At 41.1% G+C, this 25,517-nt stretch carries 27 protein-coding genes, 1 pseudogene, 1 riboswitch and 1 other annotated feature; of the genes and pseudogenes, 16 read left to right on the plus strand and 12 right to left on the minus strand.

All coding sequences use genetic code 11. The annotated features are described in order from the left end of the window. Window positions 1-999 carry an ABC transporter substrate-binding protein gene (locus ABFG93_RS17025; protein WP_347549198.1) on the minus strand — a complete coding sequence of 333 codons (999 nt, stop codon included), beginning with the start codon at window positions 997-999 and terminating at the stop codon, window positions 1-3. Window positions 1,000-1,110: 111 nt separating this feature from the next. Between ABFG93_RS17025 and ABFG93_RS17030 the strand changes: the two genes are divergently transcribed. Beyond that, window positions 1,111-1,701, plus strand: a complete 591-nt coding sequence (locus ABFG93_RS17030; RefSeq protein ID WP_347549199.1) for a phosphatase PAP2 family protein — start codon at window positions 1,111-1,113, stop codon at window positions 1,699-1,701. A 20-nt stretch (window positions 1,702-1,721) separates the two neighbouring features. Here the strand turns inward: ABFG93_RS17030 and pckA are convergent, their stop codons facing one another. Then, entirely contained in the window at window positions 1,722-3,305 is a 1,584-nt protein-coding gene (gene pckA / locus ABFG93_RS17035; protein WP_347549200.1) for a phosphoenolpyruvate carboxykinase (ATP), read from the minus strand. Between the two features lie 466 nt (window positions 3,306-3,771). Beyond that, window positions 3,772-3,881, plus strand: a riboswitch (SAM riboswitch). Window positions 3,882-4,100: 219 nt separating this feature from the next. Between pckA and metK the strand changes: the two genes are divergently transcribed. Both metK and ABFG93_RS17045 read left to right on the plus strand, forming a co-directional pair. Continuing rightward, window positions 4,101-5,297, plus strand: coding sequence for a methionine adenosyltransferase (metK, locus tag ABFG93_RS17040; RefSeq protein ID WP_347549201.1), 1,197 nt, complete (start codon window positions 4,101-4,103; stop codon window positions 5,295-5,297). A 123-nt stretch (window positions 5,298-5,420) separates the two neighbouring features. After that, window positions 5,421-6,041, plus strand: coding sequence for an MSMEG_1061 family FMN-dependent PPOX-type flavoprotein (locus ABFG93_RS17045; protein ID WP_347549202.1), 621 nt, complete (start codon window positions 5,421-5,423; stop codon window positions 6,039-6,041). Between the two features lie 250 nt (window positions 6,042-6,291). Here ABFG93_RS17045 and ABFG93_RS17050 read toward each other — a convergent pair whose 3' ends face one another. From ABFG93_RS17050 to ABFG93_RS17065, 4 genes are all read right to left on the minus strand, one after another. Continuing rightward, a complete protein-coding gene (locus ABFG93_RS17050; protein ID WP_347549203.1) occupies window positions 6,292-7,437 on the minus strand; it encodes a glycosyltransferase family 4 protein in 1,146 nt (381 codons plus the stop codon). 25 nt (window positions 7,438-7,462) lie between these two features. Further along, window positions 7,463-7,990 (minus strand): phosphatase PAP2 family protein, encoded by a 528-nt coding sequence (locus tag ABFG93_RS17055; protein WP_347549204.1) that lies wholly within the window; start codon window positions 7,988-7,990, stop codon window positions 7,463-7,465. A gap of 225 nt (window positions 7,991-8,215) precedes the next feature. Beyond that, on the minus strand, window positions 8,216-8,434 hold the full coding sequence (locus tag ABFG93_RS17060; protein ID WP_347549205.1) for a hypothetical protein: 219 nt from the start codon (window positions 8,432-8,434) through the stop codon (window positions 8,216-8,218). Window positions 8,435-8,504: 70 nt separating this feature from the next. After that, complete coding sequence (locus tag ABFG93_RS17065) at window positions 8,505-9,020, minus strand: gamma carbonic anhydrase (RefSeq protein ID WP_347549206.1); 516 nt, start codon at window positions 9,018-9,020, stop codon at window positions 8,505-8,507. A 90-nt stretch (window positions 9,021-9,110) separates the two neighbouring features. Here ABFG93_RS17065 and ABFG93_RS17070 point away from each other — a divergent pair, with 90 nt between their 5' ends. The 3 genes from ABFG93_RS17070 to ABFG93_RS17080 all read left to right on the plus strand — a co-directional run bounded on the left by ABFG93_RS17070 (window position 9,111) and on the right by ABFG93_RS17080 (window position 11,386). Then, complete coding sequence (locus ABFG93_RS17070; protein WP_347549207.1) at window positions 9,111-9,929, plus strand: alpha/beta hydrolase; 819 nt, start codon at window positions 9,111-9,113, stop codon at window positions 9,927-9,929. Between the two features lie 17 nt (window positions 9,930-9,946). Beyond that, window positions 9,947-11,017, plus strand: coding sequence for a tetraprenyl-beta-curcumene synthase family protein (locus ABFG93_RS17075; protein WP_347549208.1), 1,071 nt, complete (start codon window positions 9,947-9,949; stop codon window positions 11,015-11,017). A gap of 66 nt (window positions 11,018-11,083) precedes the next feature. Then, window positions 11,084-11,386, plus strand: a complete 303-nt coding sequence (locus ABFG93_RS17080) for a hypothetical protein (RefSeq protein ID WP_347549209.1) — start codon at window positions 11,084-11,086, stop codon at window positions 11,384-11,386. 29 nt (window positions 11,387-11,415) lie between these two features. On the opposite strand, the gene ABFG93_RS17085 is transcribed toward ABFG93_RS17080, so the two are convergent. Further along, complete coding sequence (locus tag ABFG93_RS17085; RefSeq protein ID WP_347549210.1) at window positions 11,416-11,988, minus strand: class I SAM-dependent methyltransferase; 573 nt, start codon at window positions 11,986-11,988, stop codon at window positions 11,416-11,418. Further along, window positions 11,985-12,959 (minus strand): TIGR01212 family radical SAM protein, encoded by a 975-nt coding sequence (locus ABFG93_RS17090; protein ID WP_347549211.1) that lies wholly within the window; start codon window positions 12,957-12,959, stop codon window positions 11,985-11,987. The genes ABFG93_RS17085 and ABFG93_RS17090 overlap by 4 nt, the downstream gene beginning before the upstream one ends. A 149-nt stretch (window positions 12,960-13,108) precedes the next feature. Here ABFG93_RS17090 and ABFG93_RS17095 point away from each other — a divergent pair, with 149 nt between their 5' ends. The 7 genes and pseudogenes from ABFG93_RS17095 to ABFG93_RS17120 all read left to right on the plus strand — a co-directional run bounded on the left by ABFG93_RS17095 (window position 13,109) and on the right by ABFG93_RS17120 (window position 19,341). After that, window positions 13,109-13,321: a hypothetical protein gene (locus ABFG93_RS17095; protein WP_347549212.1), complete on the plus strand. Its 213-nt coding sequence runs from the start codon at window positions 13,109-13,111 to the stop codon at window positions 13,319-13,321. A 191-nt stretch (window positions 13,322-13,512) separates the two neighbouring features. Next, window positions 13,513-13,742: a binding site (T-box leader), on the plus strand. 63 nt (window positions 13,743-13,805) lie between these two features. Beyond that, window positions 13,806-16,220 (plus strand): leucine--tRNA ligase, encoded by a 2,415-nt coding sequence (leuS, locus tag ABFG93_RS17100; protein WP_347549213.1) that lies wholly within the window; start codon window positions 13,806-13,808, stop codon window positions 16,218-16,220. Between the two features lie 246 nt (window positions 16,221-16,466). Continuing rightward, on the plus strand, window positions 16,467-16,775 hold the full coding sequence (locus ABFG93_RS17105; protein ID WP_347549214.1) for a rhodanese-like domain-containing protein: 309 nt from the start codon (window positions 16,467-16,469) through the stop codon (window positions 16,773-16,775). Window positions 16,776-16,801: 26 nt separating this feature from the next. Next, window positions 16,802-17,146 (plus strand): rhodanese-like domain-containing protein, encoded by a 345-nt coding sequence (locus tag ABFG93_RS17110; RefSeq protein WP_347549215.1) that lies wholly within the window; start codon window positions 16,802-16,804, stop codon window positions 17,144-17,146. Between the two features lie 191 nt (window positions 17,147-17,337). Beyond that, window positions 17,338-17,628: a hypothetical protein gene (locus tag ABFG93_RS23160; protein WP_431522105.1), complete on the plus strand. Its 291-nt coding sequence runs from the start codon at window positions 17,338-17,340 to the stop codon at window positions 17,626-17,628. Further along, window positions 17,623-17,964, plus strand: a pseudogene (locus ABFG93_RS17115) (lytic transglycosylase domain-containing protein); the annotation flags it as partial. The gene ABFG93_RS23160 and the pseudogene ABFG93_RS17115, both read left to right, overlap by 6 nt. Window positions 17,965-18,090: 126 nt before the next feature. Beyond that, window positions 18,091-19,341, plus strand: a complete 1,251-nt coding sequence (locus ABFG93_RS17120) for a DEAD/DEAH box helicase (protein WP_347549216.1) — start codon at window positions 18,091-18,093, stop codon at window positions 19,339-19,341. Window positions 19,342-19,594: 253 nt separating this feature from the next. Here ABFG93_RS17120 and ABFG93_RS17125 read toward each other — a convergent pair whose 3' ends face one another. Then, window positions 19,595-20,869 carry an NAD(P)/FAD-dependent oxidoreductase gene (locus tag ABFG93_RS17125; protein ID WP_347549217.1) on the minus strand — a complete coding sequence of 425 codons (1,275 nt, stop codon included), beginning with the start codon at window positions 20,867-20,869 and terminating at the stop codon, window positions 19,595-19,597. Between the two features lie 194 nt (window positions 20,870-21,063). Between ABFG93_RS17125 and ABFG93_RS17130 the strand changes: the two genes are divergently transcribed. Next, window positions 21,064-22,701 (plus strand): putative polysaccharide biosynthesis protein, encoded by a 1,638-nt coding sequence (locus ABFG93_RS17130; RefSeq protein ID WP_347549218.1) that lies wholly within the window; start codon window positions 21,064-21,066, stop codon window positions 22,699-22,701. A 50-nt stretch (window positions 22,702-22,751) separates the two neighbouring features. On the opposite strand, the gene ABFG93_RS17135 is transcribed toward ABFG93_RS17130, so the two are convergent. Both ABFG93_RS17135 and ABFG93_RS17140 read right to left on the minus strand, forming a co-directional pair. Continuing rightward, complete coding sequence (locus ABFG93_RS17135) at window positions 22,752-22,970, minus strand: hypothetical protein (RefSeq protein ID WP_347549219.1); 219 nt, start codon at window positions 22,968-22,970, stop codon at window positions 22,752-22,754. A 74-nt stretch (window positions 22,971-23,044) separates the two neighbouring features. Further along, entirely contained in the window at window positions 23,045-23,470 is a 426-nt protein-coding gene (locus tag ABFG93_RS17140) for a DUF6884 domain-containing protein (RefSeq protein WP_347549220.1), read from the minus strand. Window positions 23,471-23,585: 115 nt separating this feature from the next. Between ABFG93_RS17140 and ABFG93_RS17145 the strand changes: the two genes are divergently transcribed. Both ABFG93_RS17145 and ABFG93_RS17150 read left to right on the plus strand, forming a co-directional pair. Continuing rightward, complete coding sequence (locus ABFG93_RS17145; RefSeq protein WP_347549221.1) at window positions 23,586-24,290, plus strand: pseudouridine synthase; 705 nt, start codon at window positions 23,586-23,588, stop codon at window positions 24,288-24,290. 68 nt (window positions 24,291-24,358) lie between these two features. Then, complete coding sequence (locus tag ABFG93_RS17150) at window positions 24,359-24,967, plus strand: PRC-barrel domain-containing protein (protein ID WP_347549222.1); 609 nt, start codon at window positions 24,359-24,361, stop codon at window positions 24,965-24,967. Window positions 24,968-25,078: 111 nt separating this feature from the next. On the opposite strand, the gene ABFG93_RS17155 is transcribed toward ABFG93_RS17150, so the two are convergent. Beyond that, window positions 25,079-25,318: a DeoR family transcriptional regulator gene (locus ABFG93_RS17155; protein ID WP_159783850.1), complete on the minus strand. Its 240-nt coding sequence runs from the start codon at window positions 25,316-25,318 to the stop codon at window positions 25,079-25,081. Window positions 25,319-25,517 lie beyond the last annotated feature (199 nt).

Genomic DNA, 25,517 nt, shown 5'->3' on the forward strand with positions numbered 1-25,517 from the left:
CTATTTTTGAGCATCTTCAGCGTAGCGGTTATTCACGAGCTTACTGTGGTCCACTCGTTCAGGAAGCTCGCCTGCTTCATCCATAATGTTTTGGAGATTATCCCATTCTTCTTGATCAAGGATCGGATTTGTTGCAAAGGAGTGCTGGCTTTTGTATCGGTCAACGACGGTTGTGATAAGTTCAAGATCTGTATCCTGGAAAAATGGTTCAATTGATTTGGCGATTTCTTCAGCTGAGTGTGTATCAACCCATTGCTGGGCATCATAAAGGGCTTTTGTAAAACGTTTTGCGGTATCAGGGTTCTTCTCTAAATAACTTTCTTTAGCCATAAAAACTGTGTATGGAATTGTACCAGATTCTTTACCGAATGAAGCGACGATGTGCCCGACACCTTGTTCCTCGAATACGCTTGCTGTTGGCTCGAAAAGTTGAACATAGTCCCCGGTTCCAGACGCAAATGCACTAGAAATATTGGCGAAGTCGATATTTTGAATGAGGTTTAGATCATTCTGTGGATCAATTCCTTTATTCTTAAGAACAAATTCACCCGCCATCTGTGGCATCCCGCCTTTACGCTGCCCAAGGAAGGTGCTGCCTTTCAGGTCTTCCCACGCGAAATGATCAATTTTCTCTCTTGAAACAAGAAAAGTACCATCGGTTTGCGTTAGCTGCGCAAAGTTAATGACAGGATCGTCTGTGCCCTGTGCATAAACGTAAATCGATGTCTCCGAACCAACTAGTGCGACATCAGCTCCGTTTGAAAGAAGTGTAGTCATCGTTTTATCGCCGCCCCACGTGGTCGTGAGCTCTACGTCAATTCCGTGTTTTTCAAAAATCCCTTCAGAAATCGCAACATATTGTGGTGCATAGAAAATCGAACGTGTCACCTCTGCTACCCGAACCTGATCATTCTCACTAGTTGTTCCACATGCAGAAAGAATGAAAAGAAGAAAGATGCTTGTAAAGATGGCTACCTGTGTTATCCAGCTCTTTTTCATCGTACAGCCCCCACTGTTATTACATGAGATAGGCTCATGTTTGAGATACTATAGCCTATGTGCTTTGGGAAATTGTGTGTTCGATATGAAAATGTAGAAGGGGAATGGGATATGAGAGTATTAATACTTGTGGCCGTTGCAATCGGGTATGTCATTTTATTCCTTATCCATCCATTTCTTGAAAACTCATTGGATCGATCAGTTTTAACTTTAGTTACGAGGTTGGAAACGCCTGAGCTCACTCAGTTTTGTGAATTTTTATCATTTATTGGTTCAATCCACATTCAATATCCGATTTTGATAGCTCTATTTGCGGTGATTGGGTGGAAACGCCCACATCAAATCATCCTATTAATGTTTAATTTGTTAGGTGTAAGAGTCATTACACTAATGTTGAAAAGCTATGTGGAGAGGGCGAGGCCTGTCGAAATGCTTATTGATGCAGGGGGATATAGCTTTCCAAGTGGACATGCGATGATTACAATGGCCTTCTATGGATACATGTTTTACCTAGCTTATAGAAAAGAGAGATGGATTTTAATACCTGGTGTGCTGTTATTAAGTCTAATCGGTTTTAGTCGTATCTATTTAAGAGTTCACTATATGAGTGATGTATTAGCTGGGTGGTGTGCTGGAGGATTCTGGCTTTCACTTACAATTATTATTCTGCATTGGTTTAACATAGAAAAAAGCACCCGTTAAGGTGCTTTTTCAAACGCAGATTAAATGGTTGGACCAGCTTGCTTAATTTCTTCTGATACATTCGAGAATTTATTGAAGTTCTTGATGAATTGAGCTGCGAGATCTTTTGCTTTCTCATCATACTTCTCTTTATCATCCCAGGTTTGTTTTGGCTGTAGGACTTCTGCAGGTACACCCGGGCAATGAGTCGGGATATGAAGCCCGAAAATTGAATCCCTTTCAGTTTCAATGCGATCTAATTCTCCATTTAATGCCGCCTGAATCATTGCGCGAGTATAAGATAGCTTAATTCGCTCACCAACGCCATATCCACCACCGGACCAGCCTGTATTCACTAGAAACACTTGTACGTCATGCTCCATAATTTTCTCTCCTAGCATTTCAGCATAACGATAGGCAGGGAGAGGTAGAAATGGTGCTCCGAAGCAAGTCGAGAAGGTGGCTTCAGGTGATGTGACTCCTCTTTCGGTTCCAGCTAGCTTACTTGTGTATCCTGATAAGAAGTGGAACATAGCCTGTTCTTTTGTAAGCTTGCTGATAGGAGGCAGCACACCGAACGCATCAGCAGTTAAGAAAATAATCGTATTTGGATGACCCGCAACACTCGGTATGGCGATATTAGGGATTGCGTCAATTGGATAAGCAGCCCGTGTGTTTTCCGTTAAACTTGTATTGTCGTAGTCAGGTTCACGAGTGCCGTGATCCATCATGACATTCTCAAGAACAGTTCCAAATCGGATCGCATCCCAGATCTGCGGTTCCTTTTCTTTAGATAAATTAATGCACTTGGCGTAACAGCCGCCTTCAATATTGAATACGCCATTCATTGACCATCCGTGTTCATCGTCACCAATGAGTGAACGATGCGCATCAGCTGATAGCGTTGTCTTTCCAGTACCAGAAAGTCCGAAGAACAGAGCAACGTCTCCTTCTTTCCCAACGTTAGCAGAGCAGTGCATCGATAATATATTTCGTTCAGGAAGAAGATAGTTCATGACAGTGAAAATCGATTTCTTAATTTCACCTGCATATTCGGTTCCACCAATAAGGACAGTGCGCTTTTCAAATGATATAATGATAAATGTTTCAGAATTCGTACCATCTATTTCCGGGTCGGCTTGGAAACCTGGTGCAGAAATAACAGTAAATTCAGCTTCATGGCCTTTTAATTCTGCTTCATTCGGTCGAATGAAGAGTTGATGAGCAAACAGGTTATGCCACGCATATTCGTTGATCACCTGGATGGGCAATCTTGAGGACTGGTCAGCACCAGCGAATCCTTTAAATACATAGAGTTCCTTTTTCTCACCGAGATAATTCAGCACTTTTGTGTAAAGGTTTTCAAAACTCTTTTCGGAAATGGATTGGTTGGTTTCCCAATTGATTTTGTTCTTTGCGGAGTCTTCATTTACAATGAACTTGTCCCCGGGAGAACGCCCGGTGTATTTACCGGTTTCCACACGAAGTGCACCGGTTGATGATAATGTCCCTTCATTTTTAAAGAGGGAGTGCTCCATTAGTTCAGAAACTGATAAGTTCACATGCGGATTATTCTTATTTAGAATCGCATCCAATAACGGTGAGGAGAAGGAAGCTGTTTTCATATGTTAAACCCATCCTTTATTAAATATTTCGATTACTGACGTGTTAAACTCAAAAATAGTATAACACATTTATTCAATTATTCTATACTAATCTATGGATTTTTTGCATAAAAAGTGAAAAAAAGGGCGGAAAACATTTGTTTAGGTTTGAGTTGGAACTCTATTAATAAGGAAGAGAAAATTTTAGAGGGATTATTGGTATTTAGGGGGGAGTGTTTTTTACTCATTCGGTGTCCTGATAATTCCTTTCCAGTTCAAGAGTTCCAATATCTCCGTTTCTAGGCGCTCGTCTTCGCTTTTCGTTGGATCCAGCTACGACTCGCAGAAACTCCGATATTTCACTCATTCACAGGAACACCAAGAACGTGTTCCCATGAATGAGTTCCAATCTCTTTCTAAGCGCTCGTCTTCGCTTTTCTAATTGACACATTCCTTTAACTGCGTTATTATATGTCGAGAATGGATACTCTTATCCCGAGCAGGCGGAGGGACAGGCCCGATGAAGCTCAGCAACCAACTCCTATACATAAGGATTCAGGTGCTAACCTGCAAGACGATAGTCTTGGAAGATAAGAGGCGAAAGGCATGAGATATCAGCTCCTTTTCCCTCAAAATTTATAGGGAAGGGCTTTTTTTAATGTCATTGAGGTTGATGACGCAAAGAAAAAAGGATAAACGATAAGAAATTGAATTCGTTCTCTCGTTTCGGCAAAGCATAATAGGGAAATAAGTACCGTATCCATTACACTACATCATAATATTAGATAGGATCCAATTCCTTAAGGAGGTACTTGAGTGGGTAATCGTCGTTTGTTTACTTCTGAGTCAGTAACAGAAGGGCATCCTGATAAGATTTCAGATCAAATTTCAGATGCCATTCTAGATGATATTCTTGCGCATGATCCAAATGCGCGCGTAGCCTGTGAAACTACAGTGACAACTGGCCTTGTATTAGTTTCCGGGGAGATTACAACTTCTCATTATGTTGATATCCCTAAAGTAGTTCGTGAAACGATTCAAACCATCGGATACACACGAGCGAAATATGGTTTTGATGCTGAGACATGTGCTGTTCTTTCATCAATTGATGAGCAGTCTGCGGATATTGCTGCGGGAGTTAACGTAGCGCTTGAATCGCGTGAAGGAACGATGTCCGATGATGAAATTGACGAGATTGGAGCAGGAGACCAGGGGTTAATGTTTGGTTACGCTTGTAACGAAACACCTGAGCTTATGCCGCTACCTATTTCGCTTGCACATAAATTGGCTCGTCGTTTGAGTGAGGTTAGAAAAGAAGAAATTCTACCTTACCTACGCCCAGATGGTAAAACGCAGGTAACAGTAGAGTATGATGATGCTGGGAAACCTGTACGTGTTGACACTATTGTTGTCTCTACTCAACACCATCCTGAAGTTTCACTTGAGCAAATTCAACGTAATATTAAAGAGTACGTGGTTAAGCCTGTTGTACCTGCTGAACTTATTGATGATGAAACAAAATATTTCATTAATCCAACAGGACGATTTGTAATTGGTGGACCTCAAGGTGATGCCGGGCTGACTGGAAGAAAGATTATTGTTGATACTTATGGCGGCTATGCCCGTCACGGTGGTGGAGCATTCTCAGGTAAGGATGCAACTAAGGTTGACCGTTCTGCTGCATATGCTGCACGCTATGTTGCAAAGAACCTTGTGGCGGCTGATCTTGCTGATCGCTGTGAAGTGCAACTAGCTTATGCGATTGGTGTTGCTCAACCAGTTTCCATTGCGGTTGATACGTTTGGAACTGGGAAAGTTTCTGAAGAACGCCTCGTTGAGCTTGTAAGAGAGAACTTTGACCTTCGTCCAGCAGGAATCATTAAAATGCTGGATCTTCGTCGACCGATTTATAAGCAAACAGCTGCTTATGGTCACTTCGGACGTACAGACATTGAGCTACCATGGGAGCAGACTGATCGTGCAGACACTCTCAAACAGGGTGCTGGAGTTTAAATTTCAAGAAAAGAAGCCGCAGGGCTTCTTTTTTTTGATATAGAGAACATAATTTAAAATATAGCCGTTCCTGTGTGATAAAATGAAAGAAGTTTAGGAATTTATTGGAAGAGGTGATCATGAATGAACGAAGTTTTTGGAGAAACGGTTCAGTCAGTTCAAGAGTTAGAAGATATTGTTGGGGGGCCAAGCAAACTTGCAGCAAATAAGGTCATTCCTTTTATCGATGAGCACTGTGAAGCGTTCATTGCTCATGCTCCCTTTCTCTCAATTGCTAGTTCTTCATTACAGGGGAGTGATGTGTCTCCACGCGGTGATTCACATGGATTTGTTAAGGTACTTGATCAGAAGCATCTGCTTATTCCAGAGCGACCGGGAAACAAGCGGGTAGACTCGATAAGGAATATTCTTGAAAATCCACAGGTTGGTCTATTATTTATGATTCCTGGGAGAGAAGAAACCTTACGGGTGAATGGAAAGGCTTCCATTGTGAAGAATAAAAAACTTCTTGAAGCATGTACTGTGAATGGGAAAGAACCATTACTAGGTATCGGGGTGGAAGTAGAAGAGTGCTTTATACATTGTGCAAAGGCGTTCAAACGCTCTCATCTCTGGGTACAGGAGCGATGGCCAGTCACTCAATCTCTCGCACCAGCTTCCAGGATGCTCTCTGATCATGCGAAAATACCTAATGACCGAGTTGTTCAATCGCTTAAAACAAGCTACACAGAGCGCCTATATTAATTCATTGAACCGATTGAACCGAAATGGCTCCAAGTCATTTGTAAATATTCGGTCTACCGCTCGAACAATAAATGAGGTAGGTCATAGATGTTAGCGACCTCTCTCATTTTATCAAGAGTTAAGACATAATGGCCGTCTACAAGTAATGGTAAATGGCAGGTTTAGATGCTTTACATTCTCCAATTTAGATCTTGTAGAGAGCTTAATTCAGTCATTAATAAAAGAGCTTCATCGCTACTCTTCCTTTTCTCTACGCATACTGTGCGATTTTCTTCGTTCCAATCGTTGTTTCGTAATCTTCTATTAGTCTTCCAAAGGTGGCGTCCCATGATTGGGTGAGCGCATACCGTCTTCCTTCATATCCCATCATTTTTCTTTCTGTTTCGTCTAAGAGGAGACGGGTAATAGCGGCCGTATAGTCATTTTCTTTATAGGGTGAACAAAAAATTCCATTTCGCTCCCCAGCTACCACATCGGTTAATCCTCCGGCTCTAGCAGCAATTACCGGTGTTCCAGAAGCAAGTGCCTCAAGTGCTACATTACCGAACGTTTCAGTAGCTGAAGGAAAAACAAACAGATCGGCCGTGGCATAAAGTTCAGCCAGCTCACTACCCTGCCTGTAGCCAGTAAACGTTACATTCCCCGGGAGATTTTCTTTAAATTGAGGCATGGCAGGACCATCACCAACCACAAGCCATCTTGTTTGGCGTTTTATTTCTTCTGGGAGCGCCCACATGATTTTCTGAAGTGTTTCAAGATTTTTTTCGGGTGCAAGTCGACTAACGAACAATAGAATGTATCTTTCTTTAATATTGTAATGATCTCGTATAGATGCGTTTTTTCTGGCGGGTGTATAATGGTCACAATCGACGCCTCTTCTCCAGAGCTTTAAATTATCAAAACCTTTATGAGTCAATCGTTTTTTTGTATCAATAGATGGAACGAAAATGGAGGAAAAAGGTTGGTGAAACCACATCAAGTATTTCCATACGAATGGAGATAACCATTCGAGGTAATAATGCTTTAAATAGTCATCGAAATTTGTATGATACGAAGCGACCATGGGAATATCCAATTTTTTACCATAATGTACTCCGCTCATGCCAATATTAAATGGTGTAGCAATATGGAGTAGATCAGGATTAAATCCCTGAAGCTGTTTACGGATGGTTGTGAGTTTAGGTAGTGCAATTCGACATTCCGGGTATAAGAAAAACCCCATACTCGTGAAACGATGAATATTGCTAGAAAACAGGTCTTCATCTGACTGACAATCCGGGGCAAATAGCATATAGTCGACATGCTGTCGGTCCATATAAGTCGTTAATCTTCCAAGCGTACGTGATACACCATTTACCTGTGGGAAATACGTATCTGTAAAAAGCGCTAACTTCATTAAATTTCCCTCCCGAATCTTTTTGTTAGCCAAAGAGTAGTAATGCCAGAATGCCACTTCCGCCGCCGAGTAAAATTCCTGCAAGTACATCCGATGGGTAGTGATGGCCAAGATAAATACGTGACATCCCAACAAGACAGGCAAGTGTCGCTAGCGGCAGGGAAAGAGAGGGAACATGTAAAATAAAAGGTGTGAGAACAGAAAATGAAGCAGTCGTATGGCCGGATGGAAAGGAATGATCTTTAAGGGGATAAACAAGCATCTTCGTATCAGGCATTGCAAGATAGGGACGATGTCTCGGATAGTGCTTTTTAATTAAATGAACAGGCATATGGCTCAAAGCCAGAGCAAAAGCACTCTGAATCGCCCAGTATTTATAAGGATAAGGCAATAAAAGGCATAATAGCAACGTACTAATAATCGTCGCCCGCGCGCCACCAACATGCGTTACTAGCCCGAAAAAAGAAGTAAGATACCTGGAATGACACTTCATATTCACAAATCGAAAAACCGTACACTCCCTCTCATAAAGCCACCCAACTACTTTGCTCAAAAATAAACCCCCTTCAACCTATGCGTTACTTCTATCTTATAGGAGAAATTTAGTGGTACTATTAAAGAAATCTTAAAGAATTGTTAAGAAAAGCGGAGCCGAGCGTATAGAAACGGAGGTATTGGAACTCTTGAATTGGAACACGATTTTTGTGTAGCTCTATTCAAACTAACTCCCAACCCACACGTACAAAAAAAGACCAGGACATTTTCCTGATCCTTCTCACTAAACTAATGTGAAATAAATAACGTATCCAATCGCAAGAGCAGCCGCAATAATATAGATGAGGAAAATCGGGTTGCTGAAGAAAGATGATTTCACTCGGGCATTTCCTTGATTATCGTACTCGCCTTTTTGATTTTGGCCAAGTCGATACGTCATATACGCCCCAATAAGAAGCGTGATGACGACCAGCACGATCAAAACGATGGTCAATTTGTACATAGAAGCCACCTCTATCCATTAGGATTGTATTGCTAACTTTCCTCAATCCTTTAGGAAATATGCGTTGTTGCTAGAGAGGTTTATGATCTTTATAGAAAGCGGCTTTCTCGACATACTCACGTCTAATTCGATTCATATCAAGTATATCTTCTTCTGTTAAATCTCTAACAACCTTTGCAGGTCTTCCGAATGCGAGGGAATTCGGAGGGATTTTCTTTCCAGGAGGCACAAGACTCCCTGCTCCAACAAAAGCTCCCTCTCCAATTTCAGCACCATCCAGGACAATCGTGCCCATTCCAATTAATGCATTTTTACGAATAATACTACTGTGAAGTATGACTTGATGTCCAATTGTGACGCCGTCCTCGAGAATAAGTTTCTTATTGGGACTTTGATGGAGTACACAATTGTCCTGAATATTTACTCGTGAACCAATCTCAGTTGGTGACACATCACCACGAATGGTTGTGTTAAACCAGATGCTGCTATGTGCACCAATTGTCACATCACCTGTAATGGTAGTATAATCCGCAATATAGACTGTTTCATGGATGTTCGGTTTTTTATCACGGTAAGCATAAATCATTCTAATCCCAACTTTCTTTCATAATAGATGAAATCCTTTTCAAAAGTAGTGTATCAAATTGTTCGAACCTACATAAGGGGGCTTATTAACATGAGGATTAAAGAAGCAGAGTATGCAAAAGCAGTGATCGTTTTAGTGCACGGAGCTAACGAGCATCATCGGCGTTATGATTGGCTCGTTTCAAAATGGATTGAATCGGGCTATCATGTTGTACTTGGGGACTTACCAGGACAAGGAGAAAGTACTCGTAGAAGAGGGCATATTGATTCATTTGATCAATATATTGAAACGATTGAAAAATGGATAAATCGAGCTCATGAGTTTCATTTACCTGTTTTTTTACTTGGTCACAGTATGGGGGGCCTTGCATCAATTCGTACAATAATGGAAAAACGACTTTTGCTTACTGGTGTGATTCTTTCTTCACCATGTGTAGGTCTTGTGAATCCTCCTAATAAAGGAGTAGACATCCTTTCAAAAGTGTTAAATCCGATCGTTCCGTCGCTCAGATTAAATTCGAAACTTCAACCGAATATTGGGACTCGAAACAAAGAATTTCATGCGCGTGACCAGGATGATCCTCTAATGATCCAAAAAGTTTCGGTAAGGTGGTATCGTGAACTTTTAAAGGCGATTAAAATCGCTAGTGAAGGAGCAAGGACTTTTCCAAACCAGCCTCTCCTCGTGGTGCAGGGTGGTGATGACCGCATTGTTGATAAACAATCAGTTGTATCGTGGTTTAATCGAATACCATTAACAGATAAGGCTTATAGCGAGTGGGATGGTTTATACCATGAAGTATTTAATGAGCCGGAGCGTGATGCGGTTTTTAAAACGGCCAGATCGTTTGTAGAATTAAAACTTGAGATGTTAACTTACAAAGAAACGATCATGACGGCAAATAAATGATATGGGAGTGAAATTGTTTGAAAGTACCAAATCATCCCTGGACATTAATGTATAGTATTTACAGGCGTGTATTACCCAGGGTACATCAAGAGCTTGAACATTGGAAGAAGCGTGCTGAAGCAATCCCAGATCCAGAACTAAGAAAACAGGCAGTCGATAGTATCGAATCTAAAACATTCCATTGTGAAGGCGGAGCCATTTATGGTCTTCTTGCAGGAGGCAAGATTGATAAGTCGATTGCATTTATAGCCGCCTATCAAACGATTAGCGATTACCTGGATAATTTATGCGATCGAAGTACCTCACTGGATCCAGCGGACTTTAGTGCTTTGCATGAATCGATGAATCAGGCTCTATCACCTGAAATCGAAGCTTCAAACGATTATTACCGGTTTAGAGAAGAACAGAACGATGGAGGCTACCTCCTATCCCTAGTACAAACATGTCAGAGCGTCATTCGTGAATTGCCGAACAAGGAAGAAGTCCAACCGGCTCTTCTTGAACTCTGTCATTACTATTGTGACCTTCAAGTACATAAGCATGTTACGGAGGAAGATCGTGTTCCAAGACTGCAGGGATGGTTTGAACAACATAGACAGCAGCTCCCAGATATGACGTGGAATGAATTCTCCGCATGTGCAGGTTCAACTCTTGGCATATTCTGTCTTGTTTCCTATTCACTTGGTAACAAGATCCCAGAAGGTGGCACAGAAGTCATCAAAGAAGGTTACTTTCCATGGGTGCAGGGTCTTCATATTATGCTTGATTATTTCATTGATCAGGAGGAAGACAGGGCTGGCGGTGATTTGAATTTCTGTTTTTATTACAGAGACAATGATGAGCTTGCTGAGCGAGTTGCTCACTTTATTAAGGAAGCTGATAAAAGTGTTGAAGGGCTTCCTCACTCGTCATTCCATCGCCTGATTAACAGAGGGTTACTCGGTATTTATCTTGCTGACAGAAAAGTAATGGCACAAAAAGACGTCCGTATATTAGCGAGGGAAATTATTCGGAATGGTGGGCGATCAAGCATTTTTTTCTATTTTAATGGCTGGGTGTACAGAAGACTTCATAAAGCTTCTCAGTAATATTGGTATAAAATACGCTGTTTCGTGAGAAAAGAAGCCTATAGGATTGTGAAAGGGGTTCTTTACATGAAGAAGCGTTATTACGTAGAAGTGAGCTCAGGAGAAATTTTGGAAGATCAGGGGGCATCAGGCTATCATTTTGAAATTGATGCGGATGAGGAAGATGTATTCAAACTGAGTGAACTGTTTGATCTTGCTGATAAAGATAGTCGTCTTTCGCTCTATCGCTCTCATGTGCCGGCCATGAGCTATCACGAAGATAAAAATAATGACGACTATGATGATCATTTGAAGCAAATTTATACACTTATTCACAAGCTCGGCTCAGAGAAAACGAAAGAACATATTGAGTCGATGAAAATTTTATGAAACGGAAGGCCGGTGCGAGTACACCGGCCTTATTTTTTACTAATGGCAAGAATATAGGGTGGCTCATTCACCTGATTGATGAATTGATATTTTAGTACCTGGTAATGCGATTGATTCAGTTGTGAAGTAAACTCTGTTACCAATTTACTTTCAATTTTTCCTTCAGGATGACCTGGATAGACGACTAGAATAAGTAGTCCATCCGAGCGTAGCAGGTCAAGTATCCTTGTAACTGCTTGAAGCGTTTCCCCCGGGTTTGTCACAATCGATTTATCTCCACCTGGAAGATAACCAAGGTTAAAAATCGCCGCGGCTACTTTCCCTTTTTCATCAGTGTCCATCACATCATTTATAGTAGCGTGGCTTCTATGGAACAATGTGACCTGAGCCGTTTGACCGGCTTCTTCAAGCCGTTTGTGAGTTGACTCTAGAGCTTCTTTCTGAATATCAAACCCATATACTTTCCCCGTTTCTGAAACGGATTCAGCGAGATAAAGGGTATCGTGTCCATTACCACAAGTTCCATCAATAGCAATGTCACCTTTCGTGAGCACGGCATCCAGTAGTGTTCTTGTAAAAGGTAATATGCGTTGAAGCGTCATGTTGTTTTGATCCTTTCTTTCGTGAAAAATTTACCCTGCCAGCTGTTTCGACTAATGAGCTCATCCTGTATTGCATTCAATACGCTGAATTTATTCATACTCCACATTGGCCCAATTAATAAATCAGGGGGCCCATCACCCGTTATCCGGTGAATCACCATGTCTTGTGGTAGTACTTCCAGTTGATCAACAACTAGATTAACGTAGGTTTCTTGGTCTAGGAAGTCGAGCATTCCTTTTTCATATTGTTTAACCATAGCTGTGTTCTTAAGAAGATGAAGAAGGTGAATCTTGATACCTTGAACATCTAACTGAGCAACTGTACTGGCAGTTTCCATCATCATCTCTGTTGTTTCCCCAGGTAGACCGTTAATAATATGGGAGACAACATTAATGTTATGTTTTCGGAGTTTTTCCACACCTTCTATATAACACTTAAAGTCATGGGCGCGGTTAATTAAGTCGCCAGTCTGATCATGAACGGTTTGTAAGCCGAGTTCAACCATGAGAAACGTTTGCTCGTTAAGCTCGGCAAGGTAGTTTATCACATCATCTGGTAAGCAATCAGGTCTTGTTGCGATTGAAAGACCGACAACATCGTCCTGCTTTAGAATTACTTCGAATTTTTCCCGTAGTTCCTCAACAGGGGCGTATGTATTTGTATAGGCTTGAAAATAACCCAGGTATTTAGCGCCTTTCCATTTCCGTTCATTCGTTCTGTTTTTAATAGCATGAAACTGAGTGACAAGATCATCCCGTCGATCACCAGCAAAATCGCCAGATCCACTAACGCTGCAAAATGTACAGCCGCCGTGAGCCACTTTTCCATCCCTGTTGGGGCAATCAAAGCCCCCGTCCAAGGAAACTTTCATTACTTTATGACCAAATTTCGTGCGTAAGTAATTGTTAAAGGTATAGTAACGTTTTTCTGAAGCGAAATGAGTGGGGATGTCATTTCTTTGTCTGTCCATTTGGACTCCTCTCCTGGGACCCATTACCCGTGTAATAGTAGATAGAAAAAGTTTATCATGTCCAGTCTGATACGCCAAATGAGTGTAATTACGTTTGGGGATATATGGTGCGTGGTACATATTACTATACTCAATTAAGAGGTGATCACATGGCAGATAATGAAAAGCGTCATAAAAAAGGGAAAACGAATAACCCCGAACAACTTCCAGATAAAGAAGAAAATCAGCTTGATCAGGATGAAACAGAAATGAATGTCGATGCGATTCCGCTTGAAGATTTGAAAGAGGAACAACAAGAAGAGAAAGACAAACCACATTCAAAAGACAAATCAGCAAGTCAGAAGAAGCATAGAGAGGGATAACGCACTGATAATGGTGCGTTATTTTTTTACTTATAAGCTATAGGTTAGCTACTGTTATCAAAATCATTAACCTCAAGGGGAAGTGCTTTCTTTAGATGTATAAAAAACAAAAACATCGTCTATTCTGATAATGTTCTTGACAATCTTCACAAGTCTTCATACAATACAAATTATATACTTAACTAACGAAACTAAAGATTATGATAAGGAATAGTAATAAAGATTCTATTACTAGAGAGTTAACGCCTGGTGAAAGTTAACATAGAACTTTATGAACTCGCCTTTGAATCGGAAACCTGAATGGAGTAAGGTAACCCGTATGCCTGCGTTAAAGGTCTGAAGTGAGTGCTGTTTCTAGCACTAAGCCGGGTGGTACCGCGGGTGATTGTGAACATCAGATTCTCAACCTCTCGTCCCTGTTGATGAACAACGGGGATGGGAGGTTTTTCTATTTTTCTGTAAGGATTGGAAGGAGAGAGTGACAGTGGCATTTGATCACAAAACAATTGAGAAGAAGTGGCAACACTACTGGGAAACGAAGAAAACATTTAAGACTGAAAATGATGCAAAAGGTGAGAAAGTATATATCCTTGATATGTTCCCTTACCCATCTGGAGCTGGGTTACATGTTGGACACCCAGAAGGATATACAGCAACGGATATTTTATCTCGTATGAAGCGTATGCAGGGGTATAATGTACTTCACCCAATAGGATGGGATGCATTTGGCCTTCCGGCAGAGCAATATGCACTTGATACAGGAAATAACCCGCGTGATTTTACGAAGAAGAACATTGATACATTTAGAAGACAAATTAAAGAGCTTGGCTTTTCTTATGATTGGGATCGAGAAGTCAATACAACGGATCCTCGTTATTATAAGTGGACACAATGGATTTTTACAAAGCTGTACGAAAAAGGTCTTGCATATGTTGATGAGGTAGCCGTGAATTGGTGTCCGGCGCTTGGTACGGTTCTTGCGAATGAAGAAGTTATTGATGGGAAAAGTGAGCGCGGCGGTCACCCGGTTGTGCGTAAACCAATGAAACAATGGGTTCTGAAGATTACGGAATATGCGGATCGCTTGCTAGAAGATCTAGAAGAACTTGATTGGTCAGATAGCATTAAAGAGATGCAGCGCAACTGGATTGGTAAATCTGAAGGAGCAGAAGTTACGTTTAAGATCGTTGATCACGATGAAGCGATTGACGTCTTCACCACTCGTCCTGATACATTATTTGGTGCCACTTATATGGTGCTTGCCCCTGAACATCCGCTTGTTGATCAAATTGCGACAACTGATCAAGTAGCTAAAGTAGAAGCGTACCGATCAAAAGTTCAAACCAAATCTGATCTTGAGCGAACTGAGCTTTCCAAAGAGAAAACTGGTGAGTTCACAGGCGCCTATGCGATCAACCCAATTAATAATGAGAAGCTTCCAATCTGGATCGCTGATTATGTCTTAATGAGCTACGGAACAGGTGCGATTATGGCGGTCCCTGCTCATGATGAGCGAGACTATGAATTCGCAACCACATTTGAACTACCAATTAAAGAGGTTGTAGATGGCGGAGATGTTTCACAAGAAGCCTATACTGAAGACGGTCTACATGTAAACTCCGACTTCTTAAACGGTCTTGAGAAGGAAGAAGCGATCACAAAGAGCATTATATGGCTAGAGGAAAATGAAAAAGGAACTAAAAAAATCACGTATCGTTTGCGCGACTGGCTCTTTAGTCGTCAGCGTTACTGGGGCGAACCAATTCCAATTATTCACTGGGAGGATGGCACAATGAGTGCTGTTCCAAAAGAAGATCTCCCTGTCGTCCTTCCAGAAACGGATGAAATTAAACCTTCAGGAACAGGTGAATCACCGCTTGCGAATATTGAAGATTGGTTAAACGTTGTTGACCCTGAAACAGGTAAAAAAGGTCGTCGTGAAACGAACACTATGCCTCAATGGGCTGGAAGCTGCTGGTACTACTTACGTTATATCGATCCTGATAACGATGAAATGCTGGCAGATCCAAAGAAGCTTAATGATTGGCTTCCAGTTGATATGTACATTGGTGGCGCGGAGCATGCGGTTCTGCACTTGCTTTACGCACGTTTCTGGCATAAGGTTCTTTATGATATTGGAGTCGTTCCTACCAAGGAACCATTCCAGCGTCTTCGGAATCAGGGTATGATACTTGGCGAAAACAATGAGAAGATGAGTAAGTCTAAAGGAAACGTTGTTAACCCAGATGAAATTGTTGAAAGTCACGGTGCCGATACGCTACGCCTTTATGAAATGTTCATGGGACCTTTTGAAGGATCCATTGCATGGTCGAATAATGGACTTGATGGTGCACGTCGTTTCCTTGATCGGGTATGGCGTTTGTATGGTGAGGGTGATATTAAGAATTCCTCTATTACAGAAGCAGCCCCTACTGAGGAAATGGAACGCGTCTACCATGAAACGGTTAAGAAAGTCACGGAAGATATGGAAGGTCTTCGTTTTAATACTGCTGTTTCACAAATGATGGTATTCGTGAATGAGGCATATAAGCAGGAAACTGTTTCAGTTAACTTGATGGAAGGGTTAGTCAAATTACTTTCGCCAATTGCGCCACACCTTGCAGAAGAACTATGGCAGGCACTTGGACATGAGGAAACTCTTGCATATGCTAACTGGCCAATGTTTGATGAAAGCAAGCTGACAGTGGATGAAGTTGAAATTGTTGTTCAAATCAATGGTAAGCTTCGCGCTAAAATTTCGATCCCTGCTGAAGCATCACGTGACGAAATGCAGGAAATTGCACTAGAGCACGAGAAGATTAAAGACCAACTCGATGGTAAAACCCTTCGAAAAGTGATCGCTGTTCCAGGAAAGCTTGTTAACATCGTAGCAAACTAATGTGGAGAACCCTCTTCTTTAAAGGAGAGGGTTTTTATAATAATAGCTTTATTAATAGTCATTCGCGATATAGCCTTGAAAAATATTTAAGAAGTGAATAACCCAAATTAATTGGAAAGAATATAACTGTGGTGTGAAGGAAGCTAGAATTCTTGTATTGCACTTACAAATCATGTACGATTGTTTTTGTTGAAGTGAATAGCGATGGAAAATCATATTCGATCTTAATGGAAGGGGAATGCTTTTATGAGTAATGAAATTAAGACGATTACACCTGAAGAGGTACAACAACTTTTAAACAACGGAAAGAAAGTATCACTTATCGATGTTCGTGAGGATGAAGAAGTAGAAGAGGGAATGATCCCTGAAGCGAAACATATCCGCCTTGGCACTATTCCAGAACGAATGAATGAAATTAACAAAGATGAAGAGCACATTATGGTTTGCAGATCTGGAAGACGCAGTGAAAGTGCTTGTGAATATTTAAAAGAACATGGTTATGAAGTAAAGAACATGGTCGGTGGTATGATGAAATGGGAGGGAAACGTTAAGTAGCCCTGCTTATAAAGGAGAGAGATGAAATGGCATTATGGGGAGCTGTTGTTGCTGCTTTTTCGGTATTTACACTGGGATTATGGAGAACTTTTTATCCCTATTCATACATGAAACCGATCAATTTTGACCGGCTTGATGATGATAAATATTGTTTGATTGATGTGAGAGATTATATTCTTTCACACCGAGCGCCGTTTGAGAAGGCTAAGAACATTCCGCTTTCTTACCTGGGAAGACAGACAAAGGAAACCGATGTATGTGATAAAGAGATTATTGTGCTTGCTGAAGACCGAAAAGCAGCACGACTTGCTGTCAAGATCTTGATGAAGCAGCGCAAGCAACCTATTTATTACATGACCGTTTCTTCATAGTTCTGTCTGCGCCTTTAGGAGTAGCACTCTTAAAAGGCGCTTAACTTGATATTTAATCCTAGTAAGTCTATAAGATTAATTAATCATAACACCTTTTTCTTAAGGATCCAAGTATAAAGACTTGAAGAAAATGATTCGTTCTTCTTAAGTATCTGCTATAATGAGGGAACCAACTATACCGAGGTGTTGAAATGAAGGCAGAACTCATTCGTGCTATGATGGACTTACAAGCATTGCGTCAATTGCACCCAGGTAATGTGATGGCGAATCAGCAATTATCAGCTTTTTCCTTTACTGACATGCTTGAAGAGGCTCTCACTAATCAATCTAGTGAACAAGAAATACAGCCGGCACCTGCCGGTATGAGTTCTATGAATATTTACAATGAAAATACATTCGCTCCTATCGTCCAACCGCAGTCTGCTTCCTACTCTTCATCATCGCTCGAAATTGATGGATATATTGAGGAGCTTTCTGAGTAGTACCAGGTTGATCCTAAACTAATACATTCGATCGTTAAGCAAGAATCGGGCTATAAATCATCGAGTGTAAGTGGTGCTGGTGCAATGGGGTTAATGCAGTTAATGCCTGCTACAGCGGCATCACTGGGTGTGAAGGACCCTTTCGATCCGCGTCAGAATATTGAAGGTGGCGTTAAATACATTAAGCAAATGACTGATAAATACAATGGTGATACAGAGCTTGCCCTTGCTGCATACAATGCAGGGCCAGGCAATGTTGATCGATACGGTGGTATACCGCCATTCAAGGAAACAGAGAATTACGTTTCGAAAGTAATGGGGAACTATCTAGCATAATAAGAAATGGCTGTCTCAAGCGACCGCTCTCCGGCTGTCGTCAAGGAGGCAGCTTTTTGTGTTACTACAGAAAAGAATTCAACATTTCTGAGAGAAGAAAGCAACAATTGATATACTAAACATGAGGTGAATAATTTGAACGAATTTAAAGAATTAGAGATAGACAAGCAGATTATTGAACGGTTAGAGGAACAGGGGATTCATACTCCTACTGATATTCAGAGGGAAACGATCCCGGTCATGCTTAATGGACAGGATGTAATCGCACAGGCACAAACAGGTACAGGTAAAACATTTGCGTTTTTACTTCCAATTTTAGAAAAGATTGATACGGAGGCGCCAGAGGTTCAGGCATTGATTGTAACGCCTACAAGGGAATTAGCGATCCAAATTACAAATGAATTAATGAAATTAGTTGAGGGACGCGATGACATTAATGTGCTTGCAGTCTATGGAGGACAAGATGTAGAGAGGCAAATTAAGCGTCTTAATAAACAGGTTCACATTGTTGTTGGTACCCCTGGACGCCTTCTCGATCATGTTCGCAGAGAAACAATCGACTTGTCTCAGACAGCTTTTCTCATCCTTGATGAAGCAGACCAAATGCTCCATATTGGGTTCTTACGAGAAGTAGAAGATATCATCAATGAAACACCTGAAAATCGTCAGACTGCTCTATTCTCTGCTACACTTTCTAGCGACATTAAACAACTTGCGAAACGTTTTATGCATAAGCCGAAGACAATTAAAGGGAAAGAGAAGGGTAAAACAGTAGAAGAAATTCAGCAATATGTCATTGAAACAACTGATCGAAGAAAGTTTGGATCATTGACAGAAACAATCGACGAAGAGCGACCGTTTCTAGGTATCATTTTTTGCCGAACAAAGCGTAGAGTGAGTAAGTTGAATGGAGACTTAAAATCCAAAGGATATTTATCTGATGAGCTTCATGGTGACCTCTCTCAAGCCAAGCGTGAAGGTGTTATTAAGAGGTTTCGTGATGCGAAAATTCAGCTTCTTGTAGCGACCGATGTAGCAGCAAGGGGACTTGATATTGAGGGTGTTACGCATGTATTTAATTATGACATTCCTCAGGATACCGAAAGCTACATCCATCGTATTGGTCGAACTGGTCGTGCCGGTGAGGATGGTGCCGCCTATACATTTATTGCATCGAAAGATCAGCAATTCATTCAAATGATTGAAAAAGGAATCGGGAAAAAGCTTGAGCGTAAAACGGTTGAAAATGCTTTACCAGCTCATGAAGAGCGAGATTCCGGAAGAAGACAGAACGATGAAAGAGGAGGCCGTCAGCGTCAATCTCGTAAGCCCTCTTCATCAAGTAGGAGCGGTGGAAGAAATCGAAAGAAACGATAACGAATTAAAAACGAGGGGTAGCTGCATCGGGCAGTTACCTCTCGTTTTGTTTAAGAATTCCTTATTTCACGCTTGAACTGGAACACAAAAAGCGTGTTCCAGTTCAAGCGTTCCAATATCTCCGTTTCTAAGCGCTCGTCTTCGCTTTTCGTGAGATCCAGCTGCAGTGGCCGATTAGACCCTCGGTCACTTCACCTTTCAAACCGAACACAAAGAACGTGTTCAATTTGAAAGGCTCCAGTGCCTGCCGGGTCTAATCGGCCACTTCCGCTTTTCTTTCCGCTGCGCTTTTTCCTGCTGTGTAGCCGGTTACGAAGGCTGCTGTGATGTTGTATCCGCCTGTGTAGCCGTGGATGTCGAGGACTTCTCCGCAGAAGTAGAGTCCTTCTGTGAATTTGGAGGCCATTTCTTTTGGATGTATTTCTTTTAGTGATACACCGCCGCCGGTAACGAATGCTTTATCAATAGGCAGTGTGCCGTCAATGGCGACCTGGAATTGTTTTAAAAGACGGACGTAGTCACGCACTTTTTCTTTTGATAAATGTGCATAGGTCGTCTCAGGTGATAACTCTGCTTTATTAAGAAGGAAAAGCATATATCGTTCTGGTACTTTGCTTTTCCAAATGTTTTTAATGGCCTTTTTCGGCTCTTCTTTTGCGATTTTCATATGTTCACGATAAATTTCTTCTTCATTTTGATCGGGAATGGCATCAATTTGAAGTGGGATATACTGCGCATTGAATTTCTTCATTGCCTTCACGACATACTGACTGCAGCGAAGGACCGCTGGTCCAGATAAACCGATGTGGGTGAAAATCATGTCCCATCTGTGTGTTTTGATCACTTTTCCTTTCGGATTTAGAACGGATAAGGCGACGTCTCGAAGGGATAACCCCTGTAGTTCTTTGTTTTTAATAAAAAGTTCACTTGAAGTCACTGGCACCTCAGTTGGATAAAGGTCAGTAATCGTGTGGCCACCTTCTGCTGCCCATGCATAGCCATCGCCAGTGGAACCAGTATGTGGTACTGATTTACCTCCAACGGCAATAATTACGTTGGACGCTGTGATTTCTTCTTTTGTTTGAAGTCTTACCCCTGAAACAGCACCGTTTTGATACAATACCTTTTCAACAGGCGTATTTACTTGAATGGTCACATTTAGTTTCCGTACTTTGTCTAGAAGTGCGTTCACAACAGATTTTGCATCGTCTGTGACGGGAAACATTCTCCCGTGATCTTCTTCCTTTAGCTGAATGCCGAGATCTTCAAAGAATTTTATGATATCTTCATTATTAAAGATATTAAATGCGCTGTATAGAAACTTACCGTTACCTGGGATGAATTTAATGAGCTCGTCGAGCGGAAGTCGATTTGTAACATTGCATCTTCCGCCCCCGGATATAGCCAGTTTTCTACCGAGTTTGTTTCCTTTATCAACGAGCAGCACAGATGCTCCGTGTTCCGCCGCTGATACAGACGCCATGAGTCCGGACGGACCGCCGCCAATCACAATGACATCATATTTCATGCTTACACCTCTCTCATTTTGCTACAGACAAACATACCACAATTTCCAATACATATTAAAGTTTCGCGGAAATTTATAATTGTTGTTAACAGGTAAATAGCTTAGAATGAAGAGGTGTATTTTTATAACTGTTGAAAATTGTTGATAGATGACGAAAATATATAGTTGAATGGTTAGAAGTAGGAGTTGGAGAAATGTCTGATTCAAATTTGATCAGAGGGACGATGCTGCTTACAGCTGCGACCCTTTTTTCTAGAGTACTGGGAATGATCTACATGTTTCCGTTTACTGCCCTGGTTGGAACACAGGGGGTAGCACTCTATCAGTATGCATATACACCATATACGATTATGCTTAGCTTATCGACTGTTGGTATTCCGCTTGCTGTTTCAAAGTTCGTGTCGAAATATCACACGTTAGGGGATTATCGAACAGGAAGAAGACTCTTTAAATCAGGGCTTATACTAATGACGTTCACTGGTTTCATCGCATTCCTTGCGTTATTTTTAATGGCAGAACCAATTGCTCGCATCGTCATTGACGAAGGAAGCGAAGGGAACACCATCGCAGATGTTACGCTCGTTATTCGCGTCGTCAGTATGGCTTTATTAATTGTACCGATCATGAGTTTGACGCGTGGTTTCTTCCAGGGGCTGCAATCCATGGGGCCAACTGCGGTTTCACAGGTTGTTGAACAAATTTTCCGTATCGTATTTATTCTTGCATCAAGTGTAATTATCATAAATGTGATGGACGGTGAAGCAGCGACTGCCGCCACGTATGCAACATTTGGTGCATTTGTAGGCGCGGTGGGTGGTCTGATGGTAGTCTTCTGGTATTACAGAAAGCGCAAGCCTGAACTTGATCGGCATCTTGCTGAAAGTACAGTGGATTACAATGTTTCCCTTTCAGATATGTATAAGGAAATTATTACGTATGCCCTTCCGTTTGTAGTGGTAGGTCTTGCGATTCCGTTGTATCTCCAGGTTGATACATTTCTAATAAATCCCGCCCTAAAGAGTGTTGGGTATGATCAACCTTCATATGAGTCTGTTTTTGCCATTATTACGGGACTTGCTCACAAGTTGATAATGATTCCAGTTTCACTTGCAACAGCGCTTGCGATGACGATTATCCCGGCAATTACTAAATCATTTACATCAAACAAAGATGCGATTCTTCAGAAGCAGCTGACACAAACGTTTCAAATATTGTTATTCCTTACGACGCCAGCTGCGATTGGTCTAGCTGTACTATCAGATCCTGTGTTTCGTGTTCTTTATCCAACCGTTAATCAGGACCTTGGTAGTTCATTGTTAATGTGGTACGCCCCTTCAGCGATTTTGTTCGCACTCTTTTCAGTAACAGCAGCGATTCTTCAAGGCGTTAATAAACAGAAGTTTGCAGTTTATAGTTTATTAGCTGGTTTAGGATTGAAAGCTGGATTAACATATCCACTCGTTGTTTTATTTGAAGGAAAAGGTGCTATATTTGCTACAAACATCGGGCTATTAACATCTGTTCTTATTACGATATTCATCATCAAGCGTTTTACCAATTATCAATTTGGCTTCATTTTTAGAAGGGTTTTGTTGATCGGTATTTTTGTTGGGATCATGGCAGTTGCTGCAAAAGCAGCTACATTACCACTTGAATCAGCTATGCCTAATCTTTACCTTTCAGCAAGTGAAGGTGGTAGCATGCTTTATTCCATTATTAATCTTTTAGTTGGAATTACAGTAGGAGGAGTTATTTATCTGTGGCTTTCCTATCGTTCAAATCTTGCTGGGTTAGTACTTGGTGAACGATTCTCATTCTTAAAACGCCGTTAAAAAATGAAGGCCCACGGGCCTTCATTTTTTAAGGTATACGTCAGTTATGATTAATAACCGTATTCGTCTTCACGAATGCCGAGTTGTCGTTCAATGCGTGTAATTCGGCGATTCTGTCTTCTTAGCTCGCGTTCGATTTCTCGAAGCTGTTGTTCAATATTTCCAGGATATCCCGGTTGACCTGGATATCCTGGCTGGCCTGGGAACCCTGGTCCACCTGGATAACCTGGGAATATTTGATAACTCTGCCCCTGCTGTCGATCATACATACACGATCCCCCCTTTTTGGTTACGAGATAGTGTATGTGAAGATTAGGCAGTGTTGCTGGGCAGATGTCACGTGTTATACTGAGTTTTTCTGGTACCAGCTCAGCTGTTCGCCAATGCCCAGACCTTTGAGCGGTACTTCATAATAATAATCAAAACGATTGAGCTGAGGTTCGAGATGTTTGCGGTAGACGGAGCCCCCATGTAAACATACTGTTATATTTGAGGAAGATTCATACGAAGAGAATTGCTCAATCACTTTTTGAGCCCATTCTTCTCGTTGTTGGTGTGTAAATGTTTTAATTGAAACATCGTACGGATCCATTATATCGTCTGGTAATAATAGACCGTCTTTGGCATTATAGAAATACATGCGGTCATAGTGGTGCAAAGCGTATTCAAGCGTTTTTTGAAATAAAGGACTCTGATAGAACTCGGTAACAGGTGCTGATTTGTTGCTTTTCTTTCGTGCAGTTGCTAAAAGTCCAACTTTCTCTGTCATTCTGTTCACTCCAAACGTGCATTTTGGCATTTAACGTTTACATACCCTTGATTCCCTCAAGTTATGCTCAAAATAATAATAAATGTTGGAAAAATTATGGAAAGGAAGCGATTTGATGCGTTTAGATAAGTTGCTTGCCAATATGGGATATGGAACTCGAAAAGAGGTAAAGAAGCTTCTCAAGACCGGGATCGTCCGTATAGATGAAGAAGTTTCAAAGGATCCGAAACAACATGTTGATCCAGAGGTTAACATTGTAACCGTACATGATGAACCCGTAGAATATCGAGAATATATTTATTTGATGATGAATAAACCAGGGGGCGTTATTTCTGCGACAGAAGATGAAGATGAAACTGTCATCGATTTATTAATTCCTGAAGATCAGGTTTTTGAACCATTTCCAGTTGGCCGTCTTGACAAAGATACGGAAGGTTTACTTGTTATCACAAATGATGGGAAACTAGCTCATCATCTAACATCACCGAAACATCATGTCCCCAAAACGTATTTTGCACGGGTGAGCGGAATGGTATCCGAAGAAGATGTTGAAGCATTCAGGAAAGGCGTAACCCTTGATGATGGTTATGTTACAAAGCCAGGTGAACTAAACATTATTGAAGAAGGGGAAACTTCTCAGATTGAATTAACCATTCATGAAGGCAAGTTTCATCAAGTGAAACGCATGTTTGAAGCAGTAGGGAAGAAGGTTGTTTATTTACAACGAATTCAAATGGGTGAACTTCTTCTTGACCGCAATCTTGAACCAGGAGAGTACCGAGAACTAACAGAAGATGAAGTAGCCTTTCTACAAAAGTGATCTCTCGTTTCCTTTTCACTGAGCTAGGGAATAACAAGGAGTAGACAGTTGAGAGGGAGAGGATATTGATGATTAAGGTTGGAGAAAAATTAAACGGTAGCAAACTTAGCAGTCGTTCAACTGCTGAATTTAAAGTAAAGCAAATTTATTTTGATTCGTCTTTACGTCGAGTAACCTATGTTGAGCTTGATAGGAAAGAGGCTTCTAACGAAAAAGATGCTGTGCCGGATCATCACGCGGGAGAAATGCTTCATTCGATCCAGGCATCTGGAGGGCAATTTACTCCGGATAACTATCCTGTTACTGATGATGATCGTAAAACGAAAGGCGTGCATAAGAATCTCATTGTTCCTTATAATCAGCTCACGTGGAAACAAGATAGCATTACGCTTAACGAACATAATGAAGAAGTACAATCCGCTGCCCTTGCTGATCAACACTCTTACACGTCATTGCATAAGGCTGAAGTACTTACAGAAGATGGAGAAGAACTTGGGAAAGTGAAAGAAGTTGTCATTAAACCGGATGGCGAAATCGATGGGTTAGAGCTTTCTAAAGGTTTCTTATCTGATTTTCTTTCAAGCGAGCATCCTTATCTCAAATTGAATGAATCTGTGAATTTTCAGCACGGAAAAGTGATTGTTCCAGCAGGATATCATCATTATCTCAAAAAATAATCTTCACATAAGAAAAAAGCCCTTGAATGGGCTTTTTTCTTATGGATATAAATAATGGCAAAAACAAGGGCTTACGTCAACAAGGTGTCAATAAGCCAGTCCTTATAATTGTTATCCTACTTTAACTCTCTTACTCGTGGTTGTCCAGAATCCTCGGTTTGGGCTTTTGACTAATTCATTGTAGGCCAGTACGTTCAAATCTCTTTGAACTGTTCGCTGGGTAATCCCAAACTCTTCAACTAACTCATTTGTGCTGACAGTACCATGCTTGCTAATAAAAAGATAGATAGACTTGATACGGGTCATCATACGATCAGTTGAAGTTATACTCAAAGAACCACTCCCTAACATGTAATCAACGCCTTATCCCTAGCATAGTTTTCTACTATTAAAACCATATGAAGGAAACGTAAAGATATATTTAATTTCAAAGGATTCCTTCGTTTTTTTCATGAAAGTTTGTCTGGTTGAGTGCTCCGATTGCGTCTGGAAGTGATAACTGGATGTATTGGGAACAACTTGGTGTAATGACGAATAGGGTCATACCACT

Source organism: Pseudalkalibacillus hwajinpoensis (assembly GCF_039851965.1).
GTDB classification, from domain to species: domain Bacteria; phylum Bacillota; class Bacilli; order Bacillales; family Guptibacillaceae; genus Guptibacillus; species Guptibacillus hwajinpoensis_E.